Below are 20213 nucleotides of genomic sequence, written 5' to 3'. Positions count from 1 at the left end.
AAAGAGGAGCACAACGCTTCCCACCGCAAGGTCCGCGCTCGAGTCGAGCATGCCTTCGCGCGGATGAAGACCTGGAAGATCCTCCGCGACTGCCGTCTGAAAGGCGACGGCGTTCACCACGCCATGCTCGGCATCGCCCGCCTGCACAACCTCGTCTTGGCCGGGTAACGCAGAAACCAGCAGGCCACCAGCCACGTCAGAGATCATTTACGGGACAACTCTTAGTCGGGGGAAGCGGCAGCGGAAAGCTGCGGTTGGTGCGGCTCCCACCGCGATCAACTTTCAGCACAACTTGAAGTGGAGCTGAAAGTTGGCTACGGTGAGGGCTGCACCAACCGCACGGGCAAGCCCTGCGGCATCGCCCCGGAAGGACCTGTGGAATGACCGTGAGCAAACACCCGACGTCCGTGTCTGAGGCGGCGACTATGGCGGTGCGCAGCACCCGGAACACCCTTGCCATGGTGGCCAAAGGGCCGATCCTCCGAACGGGCAGCCCTGATGACTCCGCGCGTGTGGTGCTGTGCTGGGGCGAAGGCGGCGCCGGGGCCCTGAACAGGTGGGAGGTCACGGCCTCATGGCGTGGTCACGGCTTCTGGGTGGCACAGCACAAGGGGGAGTGGTTCATCACCCGCGAGCGAATGCACCCGGCGGACCTCAGTAAGAACCCGAAGCGGTGGCGCAAGTCTGAGCAGGTCCGGCACTCGGACCGCCGCCCGATCCGGAGCCGGGCAGAGGCGGAAGCCCTGATGATCGCCCGGGTAGAGGAGCGGCGTGGCCGTGAGTCCGAAGTGCGCGGGATCATCAAGGCCGCGGCCGATGGTCCGGCTCCGAAGTGGACCCCGGCCCCGAGCATCATCAAGCCGCGCAAGGCCCCGCGTGCGGACTGGTCCCCGGCTGACGTACTGGCCAAATGGGGCGACTCGGTGAGCTACGAGGAGATCGTCGAGGAGGAGGCCGAGGACGTCGCCACTTTTGAAGGGGCGGCCGGTCCTCCGGGGCTCGTCGAGTGCCAGGCAGCGGCCGAGACCACAATCAGCCAGAGCGCGGAGGCTGGAGAGATCAAGACCGGAGCACCGACGGGGGTCAGCGCGCCGGCGCCTACCAGGGTGCCCGGCCCGGGCAGTGTCCAGACGTGGGAGGGCGGCGGCACGGTTCCGGGCATCGATGATCCCTGCCCGACAGCGCCCCGTCAGGGCGTTAATGCGAACGGGTCGAGCGAGATTCTCCTGCGGGTGGCAGAACCTGTCTCCGACGCGCCCGCAGTACCAACACCCGTCAAAGGCGTGCCCCGGTACCGATTCAGGCGATGCGACGACCGGGGATGCTACCCAGTGACGGTCGATGGCGCGTTTATCGGCCACGTCTACCGAATTCGCTGCGCATGGTTGGCCATCGGCCTTTCCGAAGAGCATGCGACCAGTCACACCAGCCGCGCGGCAGCAGCGGCCCGACTCGTAGCGCTGATTGACATGCGGGTCGCTGCTGAAGCCGACATGGCGCGCAACATGCGGCGGCGCACTGAGCCACCCCAGGGATGGCGCTTCACCATGTGGGACGCGGTCGGTCCGGGCGACATCGTCCGAACCCCGGCCCGGTGCCAGCCCGTACAGGGAGCCTCGGACGGCGGTCCGTTGTATCCGGAAGTGTGGAGCGCCCCGGTGACCTTGACCGGTGTCGACTATCTGTCCAACGGGGCCATTGTGGCGCGTGGACAGGAGGAGGGCGCGCCTGCATGGTCCGGAATGGGTGTCCTCCTGTCTACGCCAAAGTTCGCTGAGGTCGGCGTCCTGGTGCCGGAGGCGACCCCGGCGCGGACGACCGCCGCACAGTGGGTCGGCGCCCAGGCCGAGGGAAAGGGAAAGGTGCTCTTCCCCTTCGGGAGAAGAGGTGTCGGCGGCTGCGTCACGCTGACCCATGCCGCTGACCTGCAGCGACAGCGGGCAAGTGAATCCACCGTTGGCAACCTATTGAGCAACCCGTTGCTCAACAGGTTAGGCAACCCGTTACGCAACCTGTTGAGCAACTGGTGGGCCTGCGGGCTTTACGTCGGCATGGTGGCGACGGTTCCGTCGTGTGGCGGGAGATCGAGCAGCATGGCGTGGAAGAGCGGGGCGGCCGGGAGGGTCGGGTGTAGGTCGCCCAGTGTCTGCCAGCCCCATGATTCGTACAGTGCCCGGACTTTGGGGTGGTCCTGGAGGACCAGGAGCGTGGCGCGTTGTTCGGGCCGGGGTATGAGCAGTGCGTCGTGGAGTCGGCGGGCAGTGCCGGTCTTGCGCCAGGGGGCGCGGACCATGAGCTCGCTGAGTGCGTAGGTGCGAGTGCCGGTCTCGGTGATGGTGTCGGCGGGTGTGTCGGTGAGCAGTCCGCTCCACCACCGGCTGGCGGGAGGCAGCGGGGCTCCGTAGGCGTAGCCGACGGGCTGGTCGTGGTCGTAGGCGACGGTGCAGGTCCAGCCGGGGCGGGTCATCCAGCTGTCGAGTCCTTCGGCGAACCGGTCGAGGGCGCAGAACGGGTCGCTCTGTGCCTCCTTCGCGTAGACCTCGGCGTAGATGTCCAGCAGGAGCGGGCGCAGGCGGGGGGTGTGGCGGGTGGTGTAGTGGCGGATTTCTATGCCGGTGGTCACTTCGGGTGGTTCTCCTATGCGGTGGCGAGGGCGCGGCGGACGGCAGCGAGCCGGTTGGTGATGGCGCGGCTGCCGATGTGTGTGGTGTCGATGGCGGCTGTGGTGGTGTGGGCGGCGGCGGTGTTTCCCTGGGCGAGCTGGAGTTCGGCAAGCTGGACGGTGTAGTACGCGTGGCTGCGGCGCAGGCCGGGTTCGAGGAGGGTGAGGGCCTGGGCGGTGGCGGTCTCGGCGTCGGCGAGGCGTCCGGTGACCTGGTAGGTGATGGCGGCAAGTCCGCTGATCTCGGCGGGGGTGAGGAAGTTCAGCCAGCGGGGTGCGGGTTCGGTGGGGTCGATGCGGTCGTGTGCAGTCTGGGCGGCGAGCAGGGCGCGGGCGGCGGCGGGGCGGTCGCCGACGTGGGCGTGGCTGATGGCCAGTCGGGATTGGAGCAGGGCGGTGTAGCGGGGGTCCTGGCGGGCTGCGCGGCTGGTGAGGGCGGTTCGGCTGATGTGGAGGGCTTCGCGGTGGTGGCCGCCGCGGCGGGCGTGGATGGCGAGGTCGGACCAGGCTCGGGCCTGGGCCTGCGGATTGGTGCCGAGGATGGCTCTTTGCAGGGCAGTGGTGCGCCACCGGTGGGCCGTGTCCAGGTCGCCAGCGTCGTCGGCGGCCCATCCGGCCGAGCTGCACAGTGATGCGATCGCGGTGTGGAGTGCCTGTTCGACGCGGGGGCCGTAGGTGCAGTGGTCGGCTGCGGTGGTCAGGCGGTCGAGGTAGGTGGTGGCGACGGTCAGGAGGGGTTCGCCGCCGATCGCGGCGAAGTGGGCGTCGAGGCGGTCGATCCGTTCCCGGGCACGGGTGATGTCGCTCATCGCGAGGCGGCCGCCGGTGGGGGTTTCGTCGATGCTGAGGGCGAGGGCGACCGTGGTGGCGGCGGTGGCGGTGATGAAACGGCGGCGGCGCACGGGCGCCTCCTTCGTCGGTGCGGGAGCCCTTGGCGGGGCTGGCAGGTTCGCGCTGTTTTTGCCTCGGGGGATGAAGCCGAGTGCCTGCGCCGGGCGGTCGAAGAGCTGCTCCAGGGCATGAAGGTAGCGGGTCCAGGGCCATCGGACCTCGCCGCTGATCCAGCGCCGCACGTGGCGGTCGGTGCACTTGCGGGGGTGGTTCTCCCCGAAGATCCGGGCAGTGACCCGGTTGATCTCGTCGGCAAGGCCCTGGTGCGTAAAGCCGTACTCGGCCATCACCGCCTCGAGCCGGGTGTTCCGCTGCCTGTCCATCAAGTCCCCCGTAAGTACCGGTCGCGGCGCGGCCGGTAGCCCTGCTGGTTTTCTCCTGTTGGTAAAACTGTCCGGTCCCCGCCCGGTACTTGCCCGGAATCCGGCCTGAGCCCACCCGAACGTGTCGCGGTTGTCTGGGCGTACGCCGACAACCGTCCCGGGGAGGCCCCATGCCGAACTCGTCCGGCCACCACCGCACCGCCCGGCCCTTACCGGCCCGGGTGCGCAGGAAGGTCGCAGCGCTCCGCGCCCCGACAGCAGACGGGCCCCTCGCCGTCCCGGTGACGGCGGTGGCGTTGTATGCCGTGGTTCCGGTGCCGGGCACCGAGCACCTGGTGCTGCCCCCTCTGGCCGCGCACGCAGAGGCACGGGGCTGGAGGGTTCCGACCGGGTGCGCGGTGACCGACACCGGGCCGCTCGACCAGGAAACGGAGCTGCGGCCGGGCTGGGCACGCATCCGCGCAGCGGTGGACGGCGGCCGGATTTCCGGGATCGTCGTTCCTTCGTTCGCGCATATCGCCTACCGCTGGCACGACTGGCCCACGCAACGGTCCTGGCTGCTGGGCCACGGACTGTTCGTCATCGCCACCGACCCGACCGACATGGTCACGGGTCTGGAACCGGAGGAGTCACGGTCATGAGCCACGGCGTGCTGTACGACCCCGAGGCACTCCTGGCCGAGGAGCTGCCGCTCGACCGTGCCCCCGTCACGGCACTGGCCGACGCGATCCTGGCTCGGAAGAACGCGGACGGTCTGCGGGCGGGCGACTGCGCGCAGATCGCGCTGCTCCTCACCGGGCACGCCCGCGTCGTCGCCGCCGAAGTGGGCCGGCGCTTCGAGACCCTGCCCGAGGACAGTGACCTGCGGCCGCTGACCGACCAGGTCCTCCAGGAGGCGGAGCGCCGCCTGTCGGTCACTTCCCAGACCACCCTTGCGCACGCCCAGCAACGGGCCCGGCTGGTGAAAGCGCTGTACCGGGCACTGGACCGGCTCCACCCGCCCCGACCCGCGCCCGAGGACTCCTGACATCTACAACTCCCCTGGGACACGAGATGAAGAACCCCCGGGTCGGAGAAGGCTTCCGCCCGGCGGTTCCTCCATCTCGTGAGGACAGCCGACTGCTCGGGCCGCGGTCAGCCCACCCACCCGATGTCACGGACCTCCAGACCGTCGCGGTAAGCCACGTACGAGACCCAGCACCGACTCCCAAACACATCGACGACGCCCTCGCCACCGGGCGCCAGCCACCGGTCGGGCCGCTTCGTAACGTCGACGAGCAGGTCCCTGACAGCGCTCCGCGCCGCAGCGGACGACAGCCCATTCATGGCATCCGCAGCCAGCCACTCCAGCCGCACGTACCGCAGCCTCCTGCCCCCCAGGTGATCGACAAGACAGCACGCTACGGCAAGGCGCCCTGCCCGCCGGGGCCGGTGAACAACCTGGTGGCATGTTTCGGCTTCATCGGACGGTAGCGATGACACCGAGGCATGCCACCAGGACCGCCGCGGCGCCCGTGGCGACCATCAACGGTGTAGCAAGGACCGGATGCCGGTGCACGACGTAGGCGACACCGCCCACCACAAGGAGGGCGACGAGGAGCAGAAGGAGCAGAACCAGCAGGGCTAACGAGGACACAAGACATCTCCATTTCCATGAGCACACTTGAACTGAGTACAGGGCCAAAAATTATGCAATGACCACCATTTCACAAATCATTCATCCATGGCCTTTTTGTTTTTCTGTTCTTTTCTACTCTCCCGCATTCGACGGGGAGCACCACCCAAAACCCGCCTTAAGCAGCTCTACAATAATCGACACACCTCGACTACTAACGGCGAGCAAAACTTCGGAGCATTTCACAGGGGTAACGGATCTCAAGAGGCCTACCACTCACACATAAAAAATAAGAACGCGCTGACTAAGGAAGCAGAATGCCAGTGGTGGCCACGTCTCCGCTAAGGGCTGCCCCGTAATCCTCGGCGGATCAACGCGCGGCGTCAGATGCGGTGCATCGCAAGGCGGAGGGACGCCCACATGCTGGATTCATTCGGGCGTTCCAGCAACGCGGCGAGGCGCCGTAGCTGCCGCCGCGCGCCCGCCAGGGATTATTGGACAGCCCTTAGGTATCCAACCTCAGGCAACACTTACATTCATAGCCATGAAAACCAATCCTGCCGTTCCGCGAGCCCCTTCTGCAGTCACGAACAATCACTACCGACAGGCATAAGTAAAGCCATTTCGATCACCACAAGAATCCCACCACCCAATCCCATTTTATCCAGTTCAGCAATTAATCCCCTACGATGAGGTCGACGATCTTGTCGATGGCGCGGGTGACGGGTCTGGCGGCGTGGAAGACGGTTTTGACCTTGTGGGCGAGGTTGCCGATGCCGAGGAGTGAGGCGAGGAAGCCGACGAGGAGGGGGATGCCGGCGGCGAGGGCGGTTTCGACCGTTTTGGGGACGCCTGCGGTACCGCCGTTGGCGATGGCGAGGACGGCGTCGAGGACGGCGTGGACGAACTCGGCGATCTGGGCGCCCTGGTTCACGATGAACGTGACGATGTCGATGATGCCCTTGACGGCGCGGACGAAGGCGGAGGCGGGGTTGAGGAGGGAGAGGATCCAGGTGATGCCGGCGATGAGGACGGTGGGGATGAGGTAGCCGGTGAGTTTTTCGAGGATGGTGGCCTTGAGGTCGCCGGCCTCGGCCTCGATTTCCTTGACGGCGCCTGCGGGGCCCTGGGTGGCGAGTTTCTTCGCGAGGGGGACGGAGGACTCGACGGTGTTCATGGCCTGGTCGGGGACGCCCTTGCGGGTGATGCGGGCGCGGATGTTGTCCCAGGTCAGGCCAAGGAGGGAGGCGATGAGCTGGATGATGCCCTTGAGGTCGAACTTCTGGGGGAGTTCGAGTCCGGCCTTGACCGCCGTCCCCAGCAGCCAGGAGACGACGCCGGTCTTGAGGTGGGTGGCGATGTTGGTGACGAAGAGCTGAAGCCCGGCGCCGACCTCCTTGACCAGGTTGCCGAGGAACCCGATGGGGTCCTTGATGATCTTCATGATCGCGGAGGCGGCCTTGGCGAGGATGCCCAGCAGGAGGTTCTTGAGCTCGTTGATCGTCTTGAGGACGCCCACGATGGCGTCCTTCGCCTTGTCGACCAGGCCCTTGTTGGCCTCCTGGAGCTTCTTGATCTCCTCGTCGACCTTGTTCAGTGCGGCGGTGTATTTCTGGGCGAGGTCCTGGACGAGCTGTTCGGACTTCTCGTCGACGGTGGCTTCGAGGTCGTCGAACTTGCCCGCGAAGTCCTGCGCCGCGTCCTGCCCGAACCGTTTGAGGTCGGCGGGGAGCTTGTCGGCCTCGGCCCTGAGTTCGGTGCGGCCCTTGGCGATGCGGGCCTTGGCCTTGCCGAGTTCGGTGCCGATGAGGTCGGCGACCGAGGAGATGACGGTCTGCATCCTGGCGACGTAGAGCCTGCGGGCCTCCTGGAAGAGGGTGTTGGCCTCCTCCGGCATCCCCAGCAGCTTGTCCTTGGCCCACTTCGCCGGCCCGAACATCCCCGAAGCACACGGAAGCGCATCGGTGCACGGCGCAATGGGTCGCGCACGATCCACCGCACTCCCCCACCCGGTGAAGCGCACCGCAATGCCTGAGTGCAAGGCTTCCGCCCCGGGGGTTCCTTCGTTCGTGAGGACGGCCGACTGTTCGGGCCGTGGTCAGCCCGCCCACCCGATGTCACGGACCTCCAGACCGTCGCGGTAGGCCACGTACGAGACCCAGCACCGGCTCCCGAACACGTCGACGACGTCCTCGCCGCCGGGCGTCGGCCACCGGTCGGGCCGCTTCGCGACGTCGACGAGCAGGTCCTTGACAGCGCTCCGCGCCGCGGCGGACGGCAGCCCATCCATCACCTCCGCGGCCAGCCACTCCAACCGCACATACCGCACCTGCGCACCCCCGTTGATCGACAGGAGAGCACGCTACGACGGAATGTCTGGGCTTGCCGGGGCCTGTGGATATCCCAGTGATGGGCCTGTGGCGGCCAACGGCAGTGGTGGCATCTGGTGGTTACCCGGGTCAGCGCGAGCGCTCAGTGCGACCTGGGTCTGCTTTTGGGCAACCTTCTGACCTGCACATTTGATGATTTGGGTCAGCGGTCGGGTCAGGGGTGCTGAGAAGAGTTCACGGCATCACCTGAACGGGAGCTGTCGTGACTGGAACGCGGGTTTTTGAGTCGCTGGATGCCGAATGGACGCTGGTCTGCGCCGAGGCCGGGAGCGCCGAGATGGTGCTGGGCTGGCTGCAGGAGGGCGGGGTGGTCCTCAGCTGCGGGCGAGCAGCAGGTCTCGAGGATGTGCTGGCCGAACTGGAGCGTCGGGACCGGGTGCAGGGGCGTGTGCACAGTGACCGGTGGATGCGGGTGCTGTTGGAGCGGGCGGCCGGTGAGGGTGTTGGTGCGCAGTTGGCTGCGCGGGTGGTGGTGCAGGCGATGGTGCCGGGTGCGGTGCGGCTGACGCAGCGGCTGTTGCGGGCCGGCCGGGATTTCGACGAGGCGGGGCAGGTCGTCGTCGCGTGCCTGTACCAGGTCGTACGCCGGTACCCGTTGCAGAGGGCGGGCGGGGTCGCGGCGAACCTCCTTTTGGAGACGCTGCATCTGGCGAGCCGTGAGCTGAGGGCGGATGCGGAGACGGACGCGCTGCCGTGGCACCCGGCCCTCGAATCGGCGGTGGTGCTTGACGGGCCGGTGGCCGATCCGGCGGAAGAGGTCTGGCAGACGGTCGTCGGACGGCAGGCCGTCGAGGCCGGGCTCCTCGCAGCTGGTGAGGTCCCGGACGGTGCGCGGGGCGAGCTGGTCGAGCTGCTGGTGTGGGCTGTGGCTGCCGGACTGCTCGAGGTGGTACGGGCTCGGGTGATCGCGGAAGAGTCCCGGGCCGGGGCGCGGGAGAGCGCGGAGCGGGCCGGTGTGTCCGCGATCGCGTGGCGGCAGCGTCGGAGCCGGACCGTGCGGCAGCTGCGGTCGGTCGCGGACCGGTGGGTGCAGGCGGCGTGATGACGATTTCTCAGATTTCTCGGCTGTGGCTGTCACATCTGGGGGGCGGGCGCTCCTTGGTCCGGGTGTGCGGCGGAACGGCTGCCGTACCCGGGCTTGGAAGGGGTGAGCGGGACATGGCGGATCCGGTGCTCGCGGCGGAGGACGGCAGGGACGTCGAGCTGCTGGTGCGGGCGCGTCGACGGCTGCGTGATCTGGTGGTGCAGCTGGAGGTGGCGCCGTTCGCTGACCGAACGGCGCGGTCCATGCGCGCCTACCTCGATGAGGATGCGGCACCGGCCCAGGCCGCGTTCGCCCGCTGGGCCGCGTTACCGAAAGCGGCTCGGGACACGCTGGCCGCCCAGATGCGACAGGAGCAGCCGTGAAGCGCCGCAAGGAGCAGCCGCAGGATGTGCTGCCTGCCGAGGCGGGCGGTTGGGCGCTGGGTTCCCTGGGCGGTGCGGCGAACGCGGTAACGGTGATCCGCCGTACGGCCTGGGTCCTGTTGGTGGCCGGTCCGGTTCTGGCGGGGTGGGCGCTCGTGTCCCGGCCCGCGGTCACGGCGCCTGCGGCCCCGGTGCGCCAGGAACAGCCAGCGGCCGGGCAGCCTGCGGGGCCGGGCGGGTTCGCCGAGTTGTTCGTGAGCGCGTATCTGACGGCTGGGGAGGGCACCGAGGAGTCCTTGGCGCCGTTCTTGCCGAATGCCCGCGAAGTGAGTCTGACGGCTGATCCGGGCGTGCAGCGGGCGCAGGAGGTCGCGGCGGTAAAGGTGCGGGCCGTGTCTGCCGGGTACTGGTCGGTGACCGTGGCTGCCCGGGTGGTCTCGGCCAGCGCCGCGGACGGGAAGAAGACAGGGCCGGAACCGGGTGGGACCGGGCCGGTGCTGCGGTATTTCCAGATTCCGGTCAGGGCCGGTGCGGGCGGGAGTTTGGCGGCTGCTGCGCTCCCGGCCGAGGTGGGTACACCGCTGTCGGGTGAGGCTCCGTCGCTGGCGTACGGGCAGTCGGTCCCGGTCCGCAGTACCGATCCTGCTGCGCAGACGCTCACGGGGTTCTTTGCCGCCTATCTGGCCGGCAGCGGCGAGCTCGACCGCTACCTGTCCCCCGGGACGGCCCTGACCGCGGTGTCGCCTGCCCCGTACGGGCGAGTCGAGGTGGCCCGGTTCGCCGAGGTCGGCACGAACGACCCGTTTGGCACCGACGAGCGGGGCGTTCCCGTGTCCGATGGGGAGCGCAGGCAACTCCTCGTCGATGTCACCGCATCCGATGCCGGCGGGCAGGAACGGCCGCTGACGTACGCCGTCACGATCACCGCGCGGGACGGGCGCTGGGAGATCGCATCCGTGGAAGGGGCCCCCGTGCTGAGCAAGGAGCCGGCCGGGGCCGGGACGAAGGAGAGCGCGCAGTGATGGACGTGACGGTACTGGCCGGGGCGATCGACGACGTCGACCAGCTCACCCAGAGGATCACCGGTTTGCTGGTCGGCTCGGTGATGTCGTTCATGGTGGTCGCGGCAGTGGTGACTGCCTGGGCCAAGACGAAATCGATTCTGGCTGCCGGTGTGGCGCTCGCCGGTGGCGTGGCGTTGTGGTTCGCGGTAATGAATGCTGCGGTGTTCCGCGACAGTGTGGGCGAGGACATCGCTCCGAACAGCGGCTCCGTGAAGAACGCGGGCGCTGTTCATGCGGTGGTCCGAGTCGTCGAACTGGTGGACGGTGCGCGGCGATGACCAGCGTTCTCGCCGTCTTCCTGACGGCAGTTGTGGTGCTCTTCTCGGTGTCGCATGTATGGGCCAAGGTCCGTTCACTGCTTTCTTCGGTCGCAGTACTCGTCGGCACGGCGCTCTTCTTGTACGTGCTCCTGGCGGCCGTGTTCCACGACAGCGCCGGTATCGAGATCGTCTTCGGCGGTTCCGTGAAGAGCGCGGGCGCCGGTCACATGGTGGTCCGGGTCATCGAACCTGCGGCCGGTGAGCAGCAGTGAGCGGCGTCGCAGCGCCGGAAGCGCTGGTCGGCCGGTGCTACACCCGGGCGCGCCGTCACCCTTTGATGATCGGGAAATGGCCGGGTGGGCGGGGCCGGATCTGGGGTGGTCCGTACACGGTGCCGCAGATCGTGGTCCTGGCCGTCTCGCTCGCGGGCCTGGTGCTGACGCGGGGGGTGTGGGCTCATTTCGGGCTGTTCAACTATGCGATCGCGATCGGTGGGCCCTACGGGTTGTCGCTGCTGGTGCGCCACATCCGGGTCGACGGCCGTAATCCGCTGGCGGTGGCCGCGAGTACCGCCTCGCTGGTGGCGCGGCCGCGGGAAGGGCGGCTGGGCGGTCGTCCGCTCAGGTCGCGGGGCGGTCACCAGCCGCTGATCGGGGTGTGCAGCGTGACCTGGGCCGCACCGCGGCCCGAGGCAGGCGGCGGAGGTGCGGGCCCCGTGCTCCGGCCGATCCGGTCTCAGGCTGCGGCCTCCCGTGTGATGGGCGCCGGCCTCACCACCACAAGCGCTTCTGTATCCGAGAGCCCTGTGCCTGTCGACCGGGAGGACGTCGGCGCAACCCGTGGAGCGGTTGGCCGTCGGCCAGCGCCGGTAGTGGCGGCGTTGCTCGCCGCCCGGCGCCGCGACCGCCGGTTCAGCACGAGTGATGCGCCCGTGGCGCAGCGAGGGGAGTGATCCGTGGTGCGGATGCCGATCCGGCATGTGGCCGGGAATGTGATGTGGACGGTGCACGGTCAGGTCTGGGCGGTCTACCGGGTGGCGGGGGCGGATGCCGCTCATACCTCGCGGCGGGCGAAGGAGCAGCGGCTGGGGCAGCTGGAGTCGCTGGTCAAGGCGCTCAAGGGTGAGTCGATGCTGCTGAGTCTGTGCCCGGCCGTCGACCCGGCGAGTGTGGTCGCGAAGATGACCGAGGGGATCGATCTGGGGGGCTGTGGCCGGTACCGGCAGGCCATCGGTGTGCTGCGGGGGCAGTTGGAGCAGTTGGAGCTGACGGGGCGTACGGACTGGCTGGCGGTTCCGCTTGCGATGACGCGTGGGGAGTCGGTGCGGGAGGTTTTCGCGGCGGCGCGTGCGGATGTTGCTCTGCAGCTGGGGCTGCTGCCGCGGCCGGTGTCGGCGCGCGAGGAGGACGAGCGCCTGGTCCAGGCGCAGCGGATGGCGTCGGTGTGGCCGCCGGGTATTGCTCTGCGTCCGGCGACGACGGCGGAGGTTTTGTGGATCTACGGGCACAGTGCCCGTCGTGGGGTGTTCGAGCCGGTGCTGCCGGAGGGTGCGGGGCCGGGGATGCGGGGCCGGGGGCGGGGTGCGGCGGCGCTCGGCCAGGTGGTGCTCGCCGAGGGCGGCAACCTGCTCGACGAACTCGACAGGCAGGGCCTGGGCGGTGGTGGGGCCGGTTCTGTCCGGGCGGGGAGGCAGAAGGCGGGGCGGGCGAATCCGTTCGCGCGGCGCTGGCTGGAGGTGACCACGGAGTGGGGGCCCTCGTATCAGGTGATGCTCGCGCTCTCCGAGATGCCCGAGGCGTTCGCGTTTCCCGGGTCGGAGTATCTGTCGTCCCTGGATGCGTTCTCGTTCCCGGTGGACTGGGTGGTGCGCCTGAGCGTCTCCTCCGGCACCGAGGCGGAGGCGAAGACGCGGCGTCAGGCGCGCGAGCTCGCCAACCAGTACAGCGAGTACGACGGTGAGACCGCGGGTGTCCCGGCCAGCGTCGACAAGGCGGTGGGCGGGCTGGACGAGTACCGCGAGCGGCTGACCGCCTCGCAGACGGAGGTCGAGGTCCGTGCCATGACCGCCCTGTGCGTGTGGGGCGGCACCCCGGAGGAGGCCGAGCGGCGGGCCGGGGAGCTCGCCGGGCACTTCACCGGCAACGAGTACACCTTCACCCGGCCGCGCGGTGAGCAGGAGAACCTCTGGTACGGGATGCTGCCCGGTACCCGCACTCCGCGGGTCATGGCCCAGTACGCGCAGTACCTGGTCGCGCGGGACTTCGCGATGGCCGGCCCGTTCACGGGCAGCGGGCTGGGAGATGCCTCGGGGCCGTTGTTCGGGCTGCAGCTGGCCGGCGGCGGGGTCAGGCCGGTGCTGACGGACTGGGCGCGCGGCCCGCGGGAGAACACCTCGGCGACCGCGGCGTTCATCGGGGAGCTCGGTGCGGGCAAGACGACCGCGATGAAGTCGGCCGTGTATTCCGTGCTCGCCGCGGGCCGGCGGCTGCGGGGCGGTACCCGGCGGGGCCGGGCCGTGATCGTGGACCGGACCCCGCGGCAGGAATGGCTCCGCTACGCGCAGGCGTGCCCCGGCGAGACCGAGTGCATCACCATCGACGACCAGGCGGCCGTTTCCCTCGATCCGCTGCGGCTGTTCACCGGGCGGGAAGCGCAGCGGTTCACCGAGTCATTTTTGACGCTGCTGCTGGGGCTGGCTCCCATGAGCGATGAGGGCATCGCCCTGTCGGAGGCGGTCGAGGCGGTGCTGGCCGAGCCGCATCCCTCGATGCGGGTCCTGGTCGAGGAGCTCACCAACCGCGGCGCCTCGGGTGACATGCATTCGGCGATGGCTGCCCGCCGTCTGTCGGCGGTGAGGCGCAAGGACCTGGCCCGCGCGGTGTTCGACGAGTCGCTGCCCGTGGTCCGCGACTCGTCGGCCGACACCCTGGTCTTCTCGGTGTCCTCGCTGGCGCTGCCCACCAAGAGCGAACTGCGCGGCGGGGAGCGGCTGGAGAAGATGGAGTTCGAGAAGATCTTCGGGCGTGCGGTGATGTACCTGATCGCCGCCCTGTCCCGGAAGGTCGCCTATGCGGACCTGGACGAGTTCGCGCTGGTGGTGTGGGACGAGTGCTGGTGGCTGACGTCCAGCCCCGAGGGCCTTGCGCTGGCGCTGGAGCTGGTCAAGGACGGACGTAAGCACAATGCCGGTGCTCTCTTCGGCGGGCACGACGATGACGACATCGGCCCTGACGACGAGGGCGGGCAGATCCTGCGTGGCCTGATCCCCCGCAAGTTCGTCTTCCGGCAGACGGACCGCAATCTCGCCCGCCGGGCCCTGCGCTTCCTCGGCTGCAACCCGGACGACGAGGACCTCCTCGCCCTGGTCATGACCGGGCTGTCGCCCAACAGTGCCGAGTTCGGTGACGAGGAACGGGCTGCGCGGGCCGGTGAATGCCTGCACCGCGACCTGACCGGCCGGATCGGTGCCATGCAGGTCACGCTGCCCGCCGACGAGCAGGCTGTCGCCCACATCCACTCCCAGCCCATGCAGAGCACAGCAGCATGACCAGGCGGGCCGCCGCACCGGCGGGAACACTGAGGGCGCGCGCCCGGGCCCGGGGCGTGCGGGTGCTGCAGGGGGTGAAGCGGTGGGCGCGCCCCGGGCGGTCCATGGCTGCGGGGCTGATGCTGCTGGTGCTGTCGTTCCTGGTGTCGCTGGTGCTGGCGAACGTGTCGGCGAGCGCGGCCCCCACACCGACGCCGGCGCCTTCGCCTTCGGTGGGTCCGACGCTGCCCGGCCCGCAGAACCCGCTCGAGCCGAGCCCGCTCGTCCCCCAGCCGGGTACGTCGGGCCAGCCGGATGACTCCCCGCTGATCCGGGACGGGATCAAGGAGGCCGAGAAGAAGGAGAAGGCCGCCCGCGCCGAGTTCGACAAGCTGGTGGAGAAGTACAAGAAGGACCGGGCCGCGCAGGGCGGGGTGCTGTCCGCGTTCGAGGTGACCGACCGGGACGGGAATCCGGTCAGCTCGTACCGCATCTACTCCGACACCGGGGACTGGAACGACTGGGACCTGAGTGTGCAGGGGTTCCTCGTCGAGATGATGTTCATGGGGAACAAGTGGATCGTCAGCTTCGCCTGCTTCCTCTTGACCTGGAGCCTGGCGTTCTCTCTGGCCGGGCTGATGCTCAAGCCGGCGCTGCAGGTGTCGACGTCGCTGTACGGGAGCGTTGTCGTGCAGATGGGTCTGCCGGTGCTGTTCCTCACCTTCACAATGGTCGTCGCGTCGTGGCATCTGCTGTTCGGGAACCGGGTGCGCGGCTGGGGCGAGATGGCGGCTGCCCTGGTCATCTCCGCGCTCGCGCTCGGTGCTCTCGCCTCTCCCCCGCAGCTCCTGCTCAGCAAGGACACCGGGGTGGTGGGCGTGGTGCGGGCCCTGGCGGTCGAGACCGCCGCCCTGGTCCTGGACAAGGAAGCCATCGACACGGCCCGGCCGACCACCGACAGCGGATGGGAGAAGAAGCCGTCCGGGTCGACCGTGGGTGCGCAGGTCCGGTCCTCGCCGAGCGCGCTGGCCCGCCCCATCACCGACGCCCTCGTGGACGCGTTCGTGGCCCGGCCGGCCATGCTCCTGTCCTACGGGCGGACCTTCGAGGGCAGGTGCGGGAAGAAGTTCCGCGATTCACGGGTCCAGCAGGCCGTGTTCGACCAGCTGGTCGACACCAAGATGGAGAAGGGCAAGTCCTTCCTCAAGGACCTGCCGGGTTTCGGGATCGCGCTGCCCGACAGCGTCAAGAACTGGATGGTCGACACCACCGTCGACGCCGCCACCTCCCAGATGCTGGAACAGGTCCACGCGTCCGGCCCCATCAAGGCGTTCGAGAAGGCCTGTGTCCCGAACGCCGGCACGCTGAAGAAGGCGTCGATGGACAAGGTCGGCGGCGCGCTCTTCATGCTCCTGGCCGCGTTCCTCACCTGCATGTTCGTCATCGTCCTGGACGGTGCATTCCTCTTCGCCCAGCTGCAGATCGCCATCGAGGCGATGATCGCGAAGGTGGCCCTCGCGGCGGGGATCCTGCCCGGCCCCGGCCGGGCCTGGCTGTGGGGCCGGGCCGCGGCCATTGCCCGCGGCCTCGCCCTGATGCTCGCCTCCATCGCCTCCATGTCCGTCTTCATCGTCGTCGTCAACGCCGTGCTGAACACACCGGAGAGCGACCTGCCGGGCGGTCTCACCGTCCGGTTCGTCCTCCTGGACTGCGTCTGTGTCGCCGCGTTCATCTACCGCAAGAAGCTCGCCCGTTCCACCCGCGGAGCGGTGGCGCGCGCCCGTCACCGCCTCGGCAGCTCGCCCCTGGGCGGATCCGTCTCCCCCGCCCCCGTCGACACGCCGAGGCGCGGCGGGCTCGGCAAGGGCCTGCTGCTCGGCGGGCTCATGCTCGGCGCGGCCGCCGCCACCGGGGGAACCGGTGCTGTGCTCGGCGGCGCCGGACGCCTCGGCTCCGCCCGGCTCGCCGCCCGCCTCGCTCACGGCGGGGGCCGTGCCGTGGCGGGGCTGACCCGGCTCACCGGCCGCACCATCGAGGCCGGGGCGAAAGGCACCGTGAAGGCCGGGGTGTTCGGCCTCAAGGCCACCATCGGGCTGCCGGTGTACGGGCCGCGCGCGGCCTGCAGGGTCGGCGCGGCTGCGACCGCTTTGCCCGCCCAGGCCGCCGGCCGGGTCGGCAGCGCCGTCCAGAACCTTCAGCAGAGCGCGCAGAGTTTCCACCGGAGCTACGTCCAGCCCGCCCAGCAGTTCGCCGGGGAGTACCGGCACAACGTGCGCTCCCTCGGCCGGATCGTCCGGGGCCGGCCCGGGCTCGGCCCCTACACCCCGCCGCCCCGGGCCGCTGTTCCCGGTCCCCGGCGGGCACCGGCGCCCCGTCCCGCCCGGCCGGCTCCTGCACCCCAGCCAGCCCCCGCGCCGCCCGTGCGGCGGCGCCCTGCTCCGCCGCGCGTCGCCCAGCCGCCCTCCAGCGCGGCCCAGGCCATGCTCCAGCAGCGCCTGCACCGCATGCGCCAGCCGCGGAATACCGGGAGCAGCACCCCGAGGGCGCCCGTCCCCTCCGCCTCCCCGCGTCGTTCGCAGGCCGCGCCGCGCCTGGGAGGCCGCTCATGAGCGGCGTACGGAAAGTGGCCCTGGCCGTTTCCCCCGTACTGGTTTCGGCTGTGGGCGTCGTCGGCGTCCTGGTGCTGTTCATTGCCGCTGTCGCGAACGGGGCGGCCGGACACGAGAAGGGGGCCGCCGCCCCGCCGTCCGTGTCCGGGGCGGCCCCCGGGGCGGTGGCCGGCATCAGTCCGGTGATGCTGTCCGCCTACACCCGGGCCGCCGCGAACGTGCGCACCCTGCGGCCGAAGTGCACGGGCATGCGGTGGTCCGTCATCGCCGGGATCGGCAAGGTCGAGTCCAACCACGCCGCCGGGCGCACCATCACAGTCGGCGGGGATGTCCGCCCGCGCATTCTCGGGGTCCGGCTCAACGGCTCTGGGGCCGGAGGGAACACGAGCGTCTTCTCCGACACCGACCGCGGCCGGCTCGACGGCGACACCGCTTACGACCGGGCAGTCGGCCCCATGCAGTTCCTGCCTTCCACCTGGAACGGCCCCAGCGGCCAGGACGGAAACGGTGACGGGGTAAAGGACCCGCACAACGCGTTCGACGCCGCGCTCGGAACCGCCGTCTACCTGTGCGGAACCGGGACCACCGACTTGTCCCGGACCGACCAGCTGCGCAAGGCGGTCTACCGCTACAACCATTCCGAGGCGTACGTGGGCGACGTCACTGGCTACGTCGACGAGTACGACCGTCTCCCCGCTGGAAGCAGCGCGGCGGGTTCGGCGACCGGCCGGGCCGGCGCCGTCGTCGATGCCGCGCTGGCACAGCGCGGCACCCCCTACGTGTGGGGCGGCGGCAGTACCACGGGCCCGACCAAGGGTGGGTACGACTGCTCGGGCCTGATGCTCTACGCCTTCTACCAGGGAGCCCGGGTCACGCTTCCCCGTACCTCCCAGCAGATGCGGCACTCCGGTACCCGGGTCCCCCGCTCGCAGATCCGGCCCGGCGACCTCATCGTCATCAACAACGACGGGAACTGGGGACACGTCGGCCTCTACACCGGCAACAACACCATGGTCCACGCGCCCCGGCCCGGAAAGACCGTCGAGACCACTTCGACGTCCGGGTACTGGGAGCGGTACGACTGGGACGTACGCCGAGTGCTGTGAAGTCGGTGTAGGTTCCGAAAAGAGATGACGGTGTCCAAGTGATCTGTCGTCAATGTGTCGGCTGGCACTCTCTTTTCGGGCCGGTTCTCGCGCCGCACCGAAGTCACATCCAGAGTCTGAGGTCCAGCCTTTCGTTGGGTTTGCCCTGCCGCAGGGCCAGGTTACGGCTGGTCGTGGCCTATGTCCTGGTGTCAGAGGAATCTGACACGAAAGGGCGGGTCGCGGTGGGCGAGCACGACGACGCAGCAACGACAACTGATCGGACGGCCCGGGTCGTCTACCGGAAGGCTGACGGACGGCTGGCCGAAGCCGATTGGGACCGCTTGCTGGTGGACGAGGTGGCCGATGGGCTGCCGGTGCGCGAGTTCCGCTGGTACCGCGGCCGGAAGCACTATTCGGGCTGGTACCACGCGTCGACGGCGGGAGGGCTGGTGGCCTACGAGAGCCGTCTGGAGCTGGCCCGGATCCTGCTCGCGGACTTCGACCGGAGCGTCGTACGCATCGCGGCTCAGCCATTCCAGCTGGTCGGACGGGACGGGAGTCGCCTCCGCCGCCACGTTCCTGACCTGTTCCTGGTCCACACCGATGGTCTGACGACTGTCGTGGACGTCAAAGCCCCCTCACGCATGAAGGACCCCAAAGTGATCGCGCAGTTCGACTGGACACGCCGCCTGTGTTCGCACCGCGGCTGGGCCTATGAGACCTGGTCGGGGGCCGAACCGGTGGTCGTGGAGAACGTGAGGTTCCTGGCCGGCTACCGGCGCCGTCTGCTGCTGGAGGAGACGGTGCTGGCCGAGGTGCTGGATGCGGCCGGTCGTCAGTCGACGATCGGCGGTGTCGAGGCGGCCCTGGCGAGCCGCTATCCGGCCGAGGTGGTCCGGCCCGCCGTCCTGCACCTGATGTGGTGCGGTGATCTCACGGCGGACCTGCGCCAGCCGCTGGCCGGGACGACCGCCATCCGGGCGGCGGCGTGAGCGGGCAGGCAGTGACGGTCATGCCGGGAGGCCGCCTGTTCTTCGAAGGCGACGTCGTCGAGGTGATAGAGCTCGACGGGCTGCAGGTGACGGTGCGCAATGAGCGCACGGACGGCTTCAGTGTGATTCCGCTGGGCCGTCTGGCGGCCGGGGCACGGGCCATGGACATCGCCGTCGACCCTCCGTTGGAGGGTGTCGGCGTGTTACTGGCGGGGCTGTCTGCTGCTCAACGCACGGCTCTGGGCGAGCGGGCCGGGCATGTCAGGGAGGTCCTGAGCGGATATCGGGCCGGACACGCTGAGGCAGCCGTGGCGGGCGAGCCGCGGCCCGGGTTCGATCCTGACCTGCCGCTTCGCGACCGGATCGCGGCGAAGGCCGCGGAGCTGGATGTCTCGCCGCGCACGCTGGAGCGGTGGCTGAACGCCTACCGGGCCAGCGGCGAGGTGGGACTGGTGGACACCCGCGCGGTCAAGGGCCGGGGCCGCAGTGTCGATCCGCGGTGGGAGGAGGCGGTGCGCCGGGTGCTGGCGGAGTCGGTGAATGCCTCGACGCCGACCCGCTCGGCCGTGCTGAAGCGGGCCGAGGAGCGTTTGGTGGCCGAGTACGGCAAGAATGTGGTGCCGCTGCCGTCCCGGAGCACGGCTTATGCCCGGCTGGCCGAGTTGGCCAAGGGCACGAACGCGGTGTCCGGCAGCGCGAAGGCCCGCCGGTCGATCGCTCAGCGTCCGCAGGGCACCTACGGGCGGCTGCGGGCGAGCCGGCCGGGTGAGTACGTGGTGCTCGACACGCAGGACCTGGACATCTATGGCATGGAGCCGGTGACCTGCCGCTGGGTTCCGCTCCAGCTCACCGTCGCCCAGGACCTGTTCTCCCGGTGCATCGTCGGGCTGCGGGTGACGGCTTGCTCGACGAAGGCGGTCGATGTCGCCGGGGTGCTGTTCGAGGCCATCTGTCCGCCGCTGGAACAGTCGGCCCGGACGGGGCTGGCGCCCTATCACGGGCTCTGGGACGAGCTGGTGTTCACCGAGAACGCGCCCCACCCGGGACGGGGGTTGTGTCCGCCGGAGACGCTGGTGATCGATCACGGGCGGGCCTTCATGTCTGCGCATGTCATCGGGGTGTGCACCCGGCTGGGCATGTCGATCCAGCCGGCCCAGCCGAAGAAGCCCACCGACAAGCCGACCGTCGAACGGTTCTTCCGCACCCTGCGCGAGGGGCTGATCCAGCACCTGCCCGCCTACAAGGGGCCGGACGTCCACAGCCGCGGCGAGGCGGTCGAGGAGGCCGCGTTCTGGCCCTCGGGGAGTGTCCGAACGGAAATTAGCGGTAGCGGAGCGATCTTGATTCCGGTTCGGTGACGGACCCGTTTTGCCTGGTCAGCTGGCT

General features: G+C 69.4%; 19 protein-coding genes. 14 read left to right on the top strand and 5 right to left on the bottom strand.

Annotation, left to right across the window (positions count from 1 at the left end; genetic code table 11):
* Positions 1 to 168, top strand: a 168-nt coding sequence (locus tag ACWCXX_RS32430; protein ID WP_451133525.1) for a transposase, incomplete at its 5' end; no start/stop codon positions are given.
* Positions 169 to 2041: 1873 nt separating this feature from the next.
* Here the strand turns inward: ACWCXX_RS32430 and ACWCXX_RS32425 are convergent.
* Complete coding sequence (locus ACWCXX_RS32425; RefSeq protein WP_451133519.1) at positions 2042 to 2623, bottom strand: N-acetyltransferase family protein; 582 nt, start codon at positions 2621 to 2623, stop codon at positions 2042 to 2044.
* Between the two features lie 14 nt (positions 2624 to 2637).
* Positions 2638 to 3876, bottom strand: a complete 1239-nt coding sequence (locus tag ACWCXX_RS32420; protein WP_451133517.1) for a hypothetical protein — start codon at positions 3874 to 3876, stop codon at positions 2638 to 2640.
* Positions 3877 to 4046: 170 nt separating this feature from the next.
* Between ACWCXX_RS32420 and ACWCXX_RS32415 the strand changes: the two genes are divergently transcribed.
* Both ACWCXX_RS32415 and ACWCXX_RS32410 read left to right on the top strand, forming a co-directional pair.
* Entirely contained in the window at positions 4047 to 4517 is a 471-nt protein-coding gene (locus tag ACWCXX_RS32415) for a hypothetical protein (RefSeq protein ID WP_451133515.1), read from the top strand.
* Complete coding sequence (locus tag ACWCXX_RS32410; RefSeq protein WP_451133513.1) at positions 4514 to 4903, top strand: DUF6415 family natural product biosynthesis protein; 390 nt, start codon at positions 4514 to 4516, stop codon at positions 4901 to 4903. The genes ACWCXX_RS32415 and ACWCXX_RS32410 overlap by 4 nt, the downstream gene beginning before the upstream one ends.
* Positions 4904 to 5335: 432 nt before the next feature.
* Here the strand turns inward: ACWCXX_RS32410 and ACWCXX_RS32405 are convergent, their stop codons facing one another.
* The 3 genes from ACWCXX_RS32405 to ACWCXX_RS32395 all read right to left on the bottom strand — a co-directional run bounded on the left by ACWCXX_RS32405 (position 5336) and on the right by ACWCXX_RS32395 (position 7811).
* Positions 5336 to 5512 carry a hypothetical protein gene (locus ACWCXX_RS32405; protein ID WP_451133511.1) on the bottom strand — a complete coding sequence of 59 codons (177 nt, stop codon included), beginning with the start codon at positions 5510 to 5512 and terminating at the stop codon, positions 5336 to 5338.
* Between the two features lie 655 nt (positions 5513 to 6167).
* The gene (locus ACWCXX_RS32400) at positions 6168 to 7430 is read right to left on the bottom strand and encodes a hypothetical protein (protein WP_451133510.1); all 1263 of its coding nucleotides are present in this window, start codon (positions 7428 to 7430) and stop codon (positions 6168 to 6170) included.
* Between the two features lie 159 nt (positions 7431 to 7589).
* A complete protein-coding gene (locus ACWCXX_RS32395; protein WP_451133508.1) occupies positions 7590 to 7811 on the bottom strand; it encodes a hypothetical protein in 222 nt (73 codons plus the stop codon).
* A 272-nt stretch (positions 7812 to 8083) separates the two neighbouring features.
* Here ACWCXX_RS32395 and ACWCXX_RS32390 point away from each other — a divergent pair, with 272 nt between their 5' ends.
* From ACWCXX_RS32390 to ACWCXX_RS32340, 11 genes are all read left to right on the top strand, one after another.
* Positions 8084 to 8923 carry a hypothetical protein gene (locus tag ACWCXX_RS32390; protein ID WP_451133506.1) on the top strand — a complete coding sequence of 280 codons (840 nt, stop codon included), beginning with the start codon at positions 8084 to 8086 and terminating at the stop codon, positions 8921 to 8923.
* A 116-nt stretch (positions 8924 to 9039) separates the two neighbouring features.
* The gene (locus ACWCXX_RS32385; RefSeq protein ID WP_451133504.1) at positions 9040 to 9288 is read left to right on the top strand and encodes a hypothetical protein; all 249 of its coding nucleotides are present in this window, start codon (positions 9040 to 9042) and stop codon (positions 9286 to 9288) included.
* The gene (locus ACWCXX_RS32380) at positions 9285 to 10310 is read left to right on the top strand and encodes a conjugal transfer protein (protein ID WP_451133502.1); all 1026 of its coding nucleotides are present in this window, start codon (positions 9285 to 9287) and stop codon (positions 10308 to 10310) included. Before ACWCXX_RS32385 ends, ACWCXX_RS32380 begins: the two co-directional genes overlap by 4 nt.
* The gene (locus tag ACWCXX_RS32375; RefSeq protein ID WP_451133500.1) at positions 10310 to 10630 is read left to right on the top strand and encodes a hypothetical protein; all 321 of its coding nucleotides are present in this window, start codon (positions 10310 to 10312) and stop codon (positions 10628 to 10630) included. Before ACWCXX_RS32380 ends, ACWCXX_RS32375 begins: the two co-directional genes overlap by 1 nt.
* The gene (locus ACWCXX_RS32370) at positions 10627 to 10884 is read left to right on the top strand and encodes a hypothetical protein (RefSeq protein WP_451133498.1); all 258 of its coding nucleotides are present in this window, start codon (positions 10627 to 10629) and stop codon (positions 10882 to 10884) included. Before ACWCXX_RS32375 ends, ACWCXX_RS32370 begins: the two co-directional genes overlap by 4 nt.
* Entirely contained in the window at positions 10881 to 11564 is a 684-nt protein-coding gene (locus ACWCXX_RS32365; protein WP_451133496.1) for a hypothetical protein, read from the top strand. The genes ACWCXX_RS32370 and ACWCXX_RS32365 overlap by 4 nt, the downstream gene beginning before the upstream one ends.
* 12 nt (positions 11565 to 11576) lie before the next feature.
* Positions 11577 to 14159 carry an ATP-binding protein gene (locus tag ACWCXX_RS32360; RefSeq protein WP_451133523.1) on the top strand — a complete coding sequence of 861 codons (2583 nt, stop codon included), beginning with the start codon at positions 11577 to 11579 and terminating at the stop codon, positions 14157 to 14159.
* The gene (locus ACWCXX_RS32355) at positions 14156 to 16747 is read left to right on the top strand and encodes a hypothetical protein (protein WP_451133494.1); all 2592 of its coding nucleotides are present in this window, start codon (positions 14156 to 14158) and stop codon (positions 16745 to 16747) included. Before ACWCXX_RS32360 ends, ACWCXX_RS32355 begins: the two co-directional genes overlap by 4 nt.
* Positions 16744 to 17853 carry a C40 family peptidase gene (locus tag ACWCXX_RS32350; RefSeq protein WP_451133492.1) on the top strand — a complete coding sequence of 370 codons (1110 nt, stop codon included), beginning with the start codon at positions 16744 to 16746 and terminating at the stop codon, positions 17851 to 17853. The genes ACWCXX_RS32355 and ACWCXX_RS32350 overlap by 4 nt, the downstream gene beginning before the upstream one ends.
* 173 nt (positions 17854 to 18026) lie before the next feature.
* Positions 18027 to 18827, top strand: coding sequence for a TnsA-like heteromeric transposase endonuclease subunit (locus ACWCXX_RS32345; protein WP_451133490.1), 801 nt, complete (start codon positions 18027 to 18029; stop codon positions 18825 to 18827).
* Positions 18824 to 20185, top strand: coding sequence for a helix-turn-helix domain-containing protein (locus ACWCXX_RS32340; protein ID WP_451133488.1), 1362 nt, complete (start codon positions 18824 to 18826; stop codon positions 20183 to 20185). Before ACWCXX_RS32345 ends, ACWCXX_RS32340 begins: the two co-directional genes overlap by 4 nt.
* The last annotated feature ends 28 nt before the right edge of the window (positions 20186 to 20213 follow it).

Source organism: Streptomyces sp. NPDC001732, from assembly GCF_053596315.1.
Note: the sequence above shows the minus strand (reverse complement) of the source record. Positions and strands in the feature narration are given on the sequence as shown.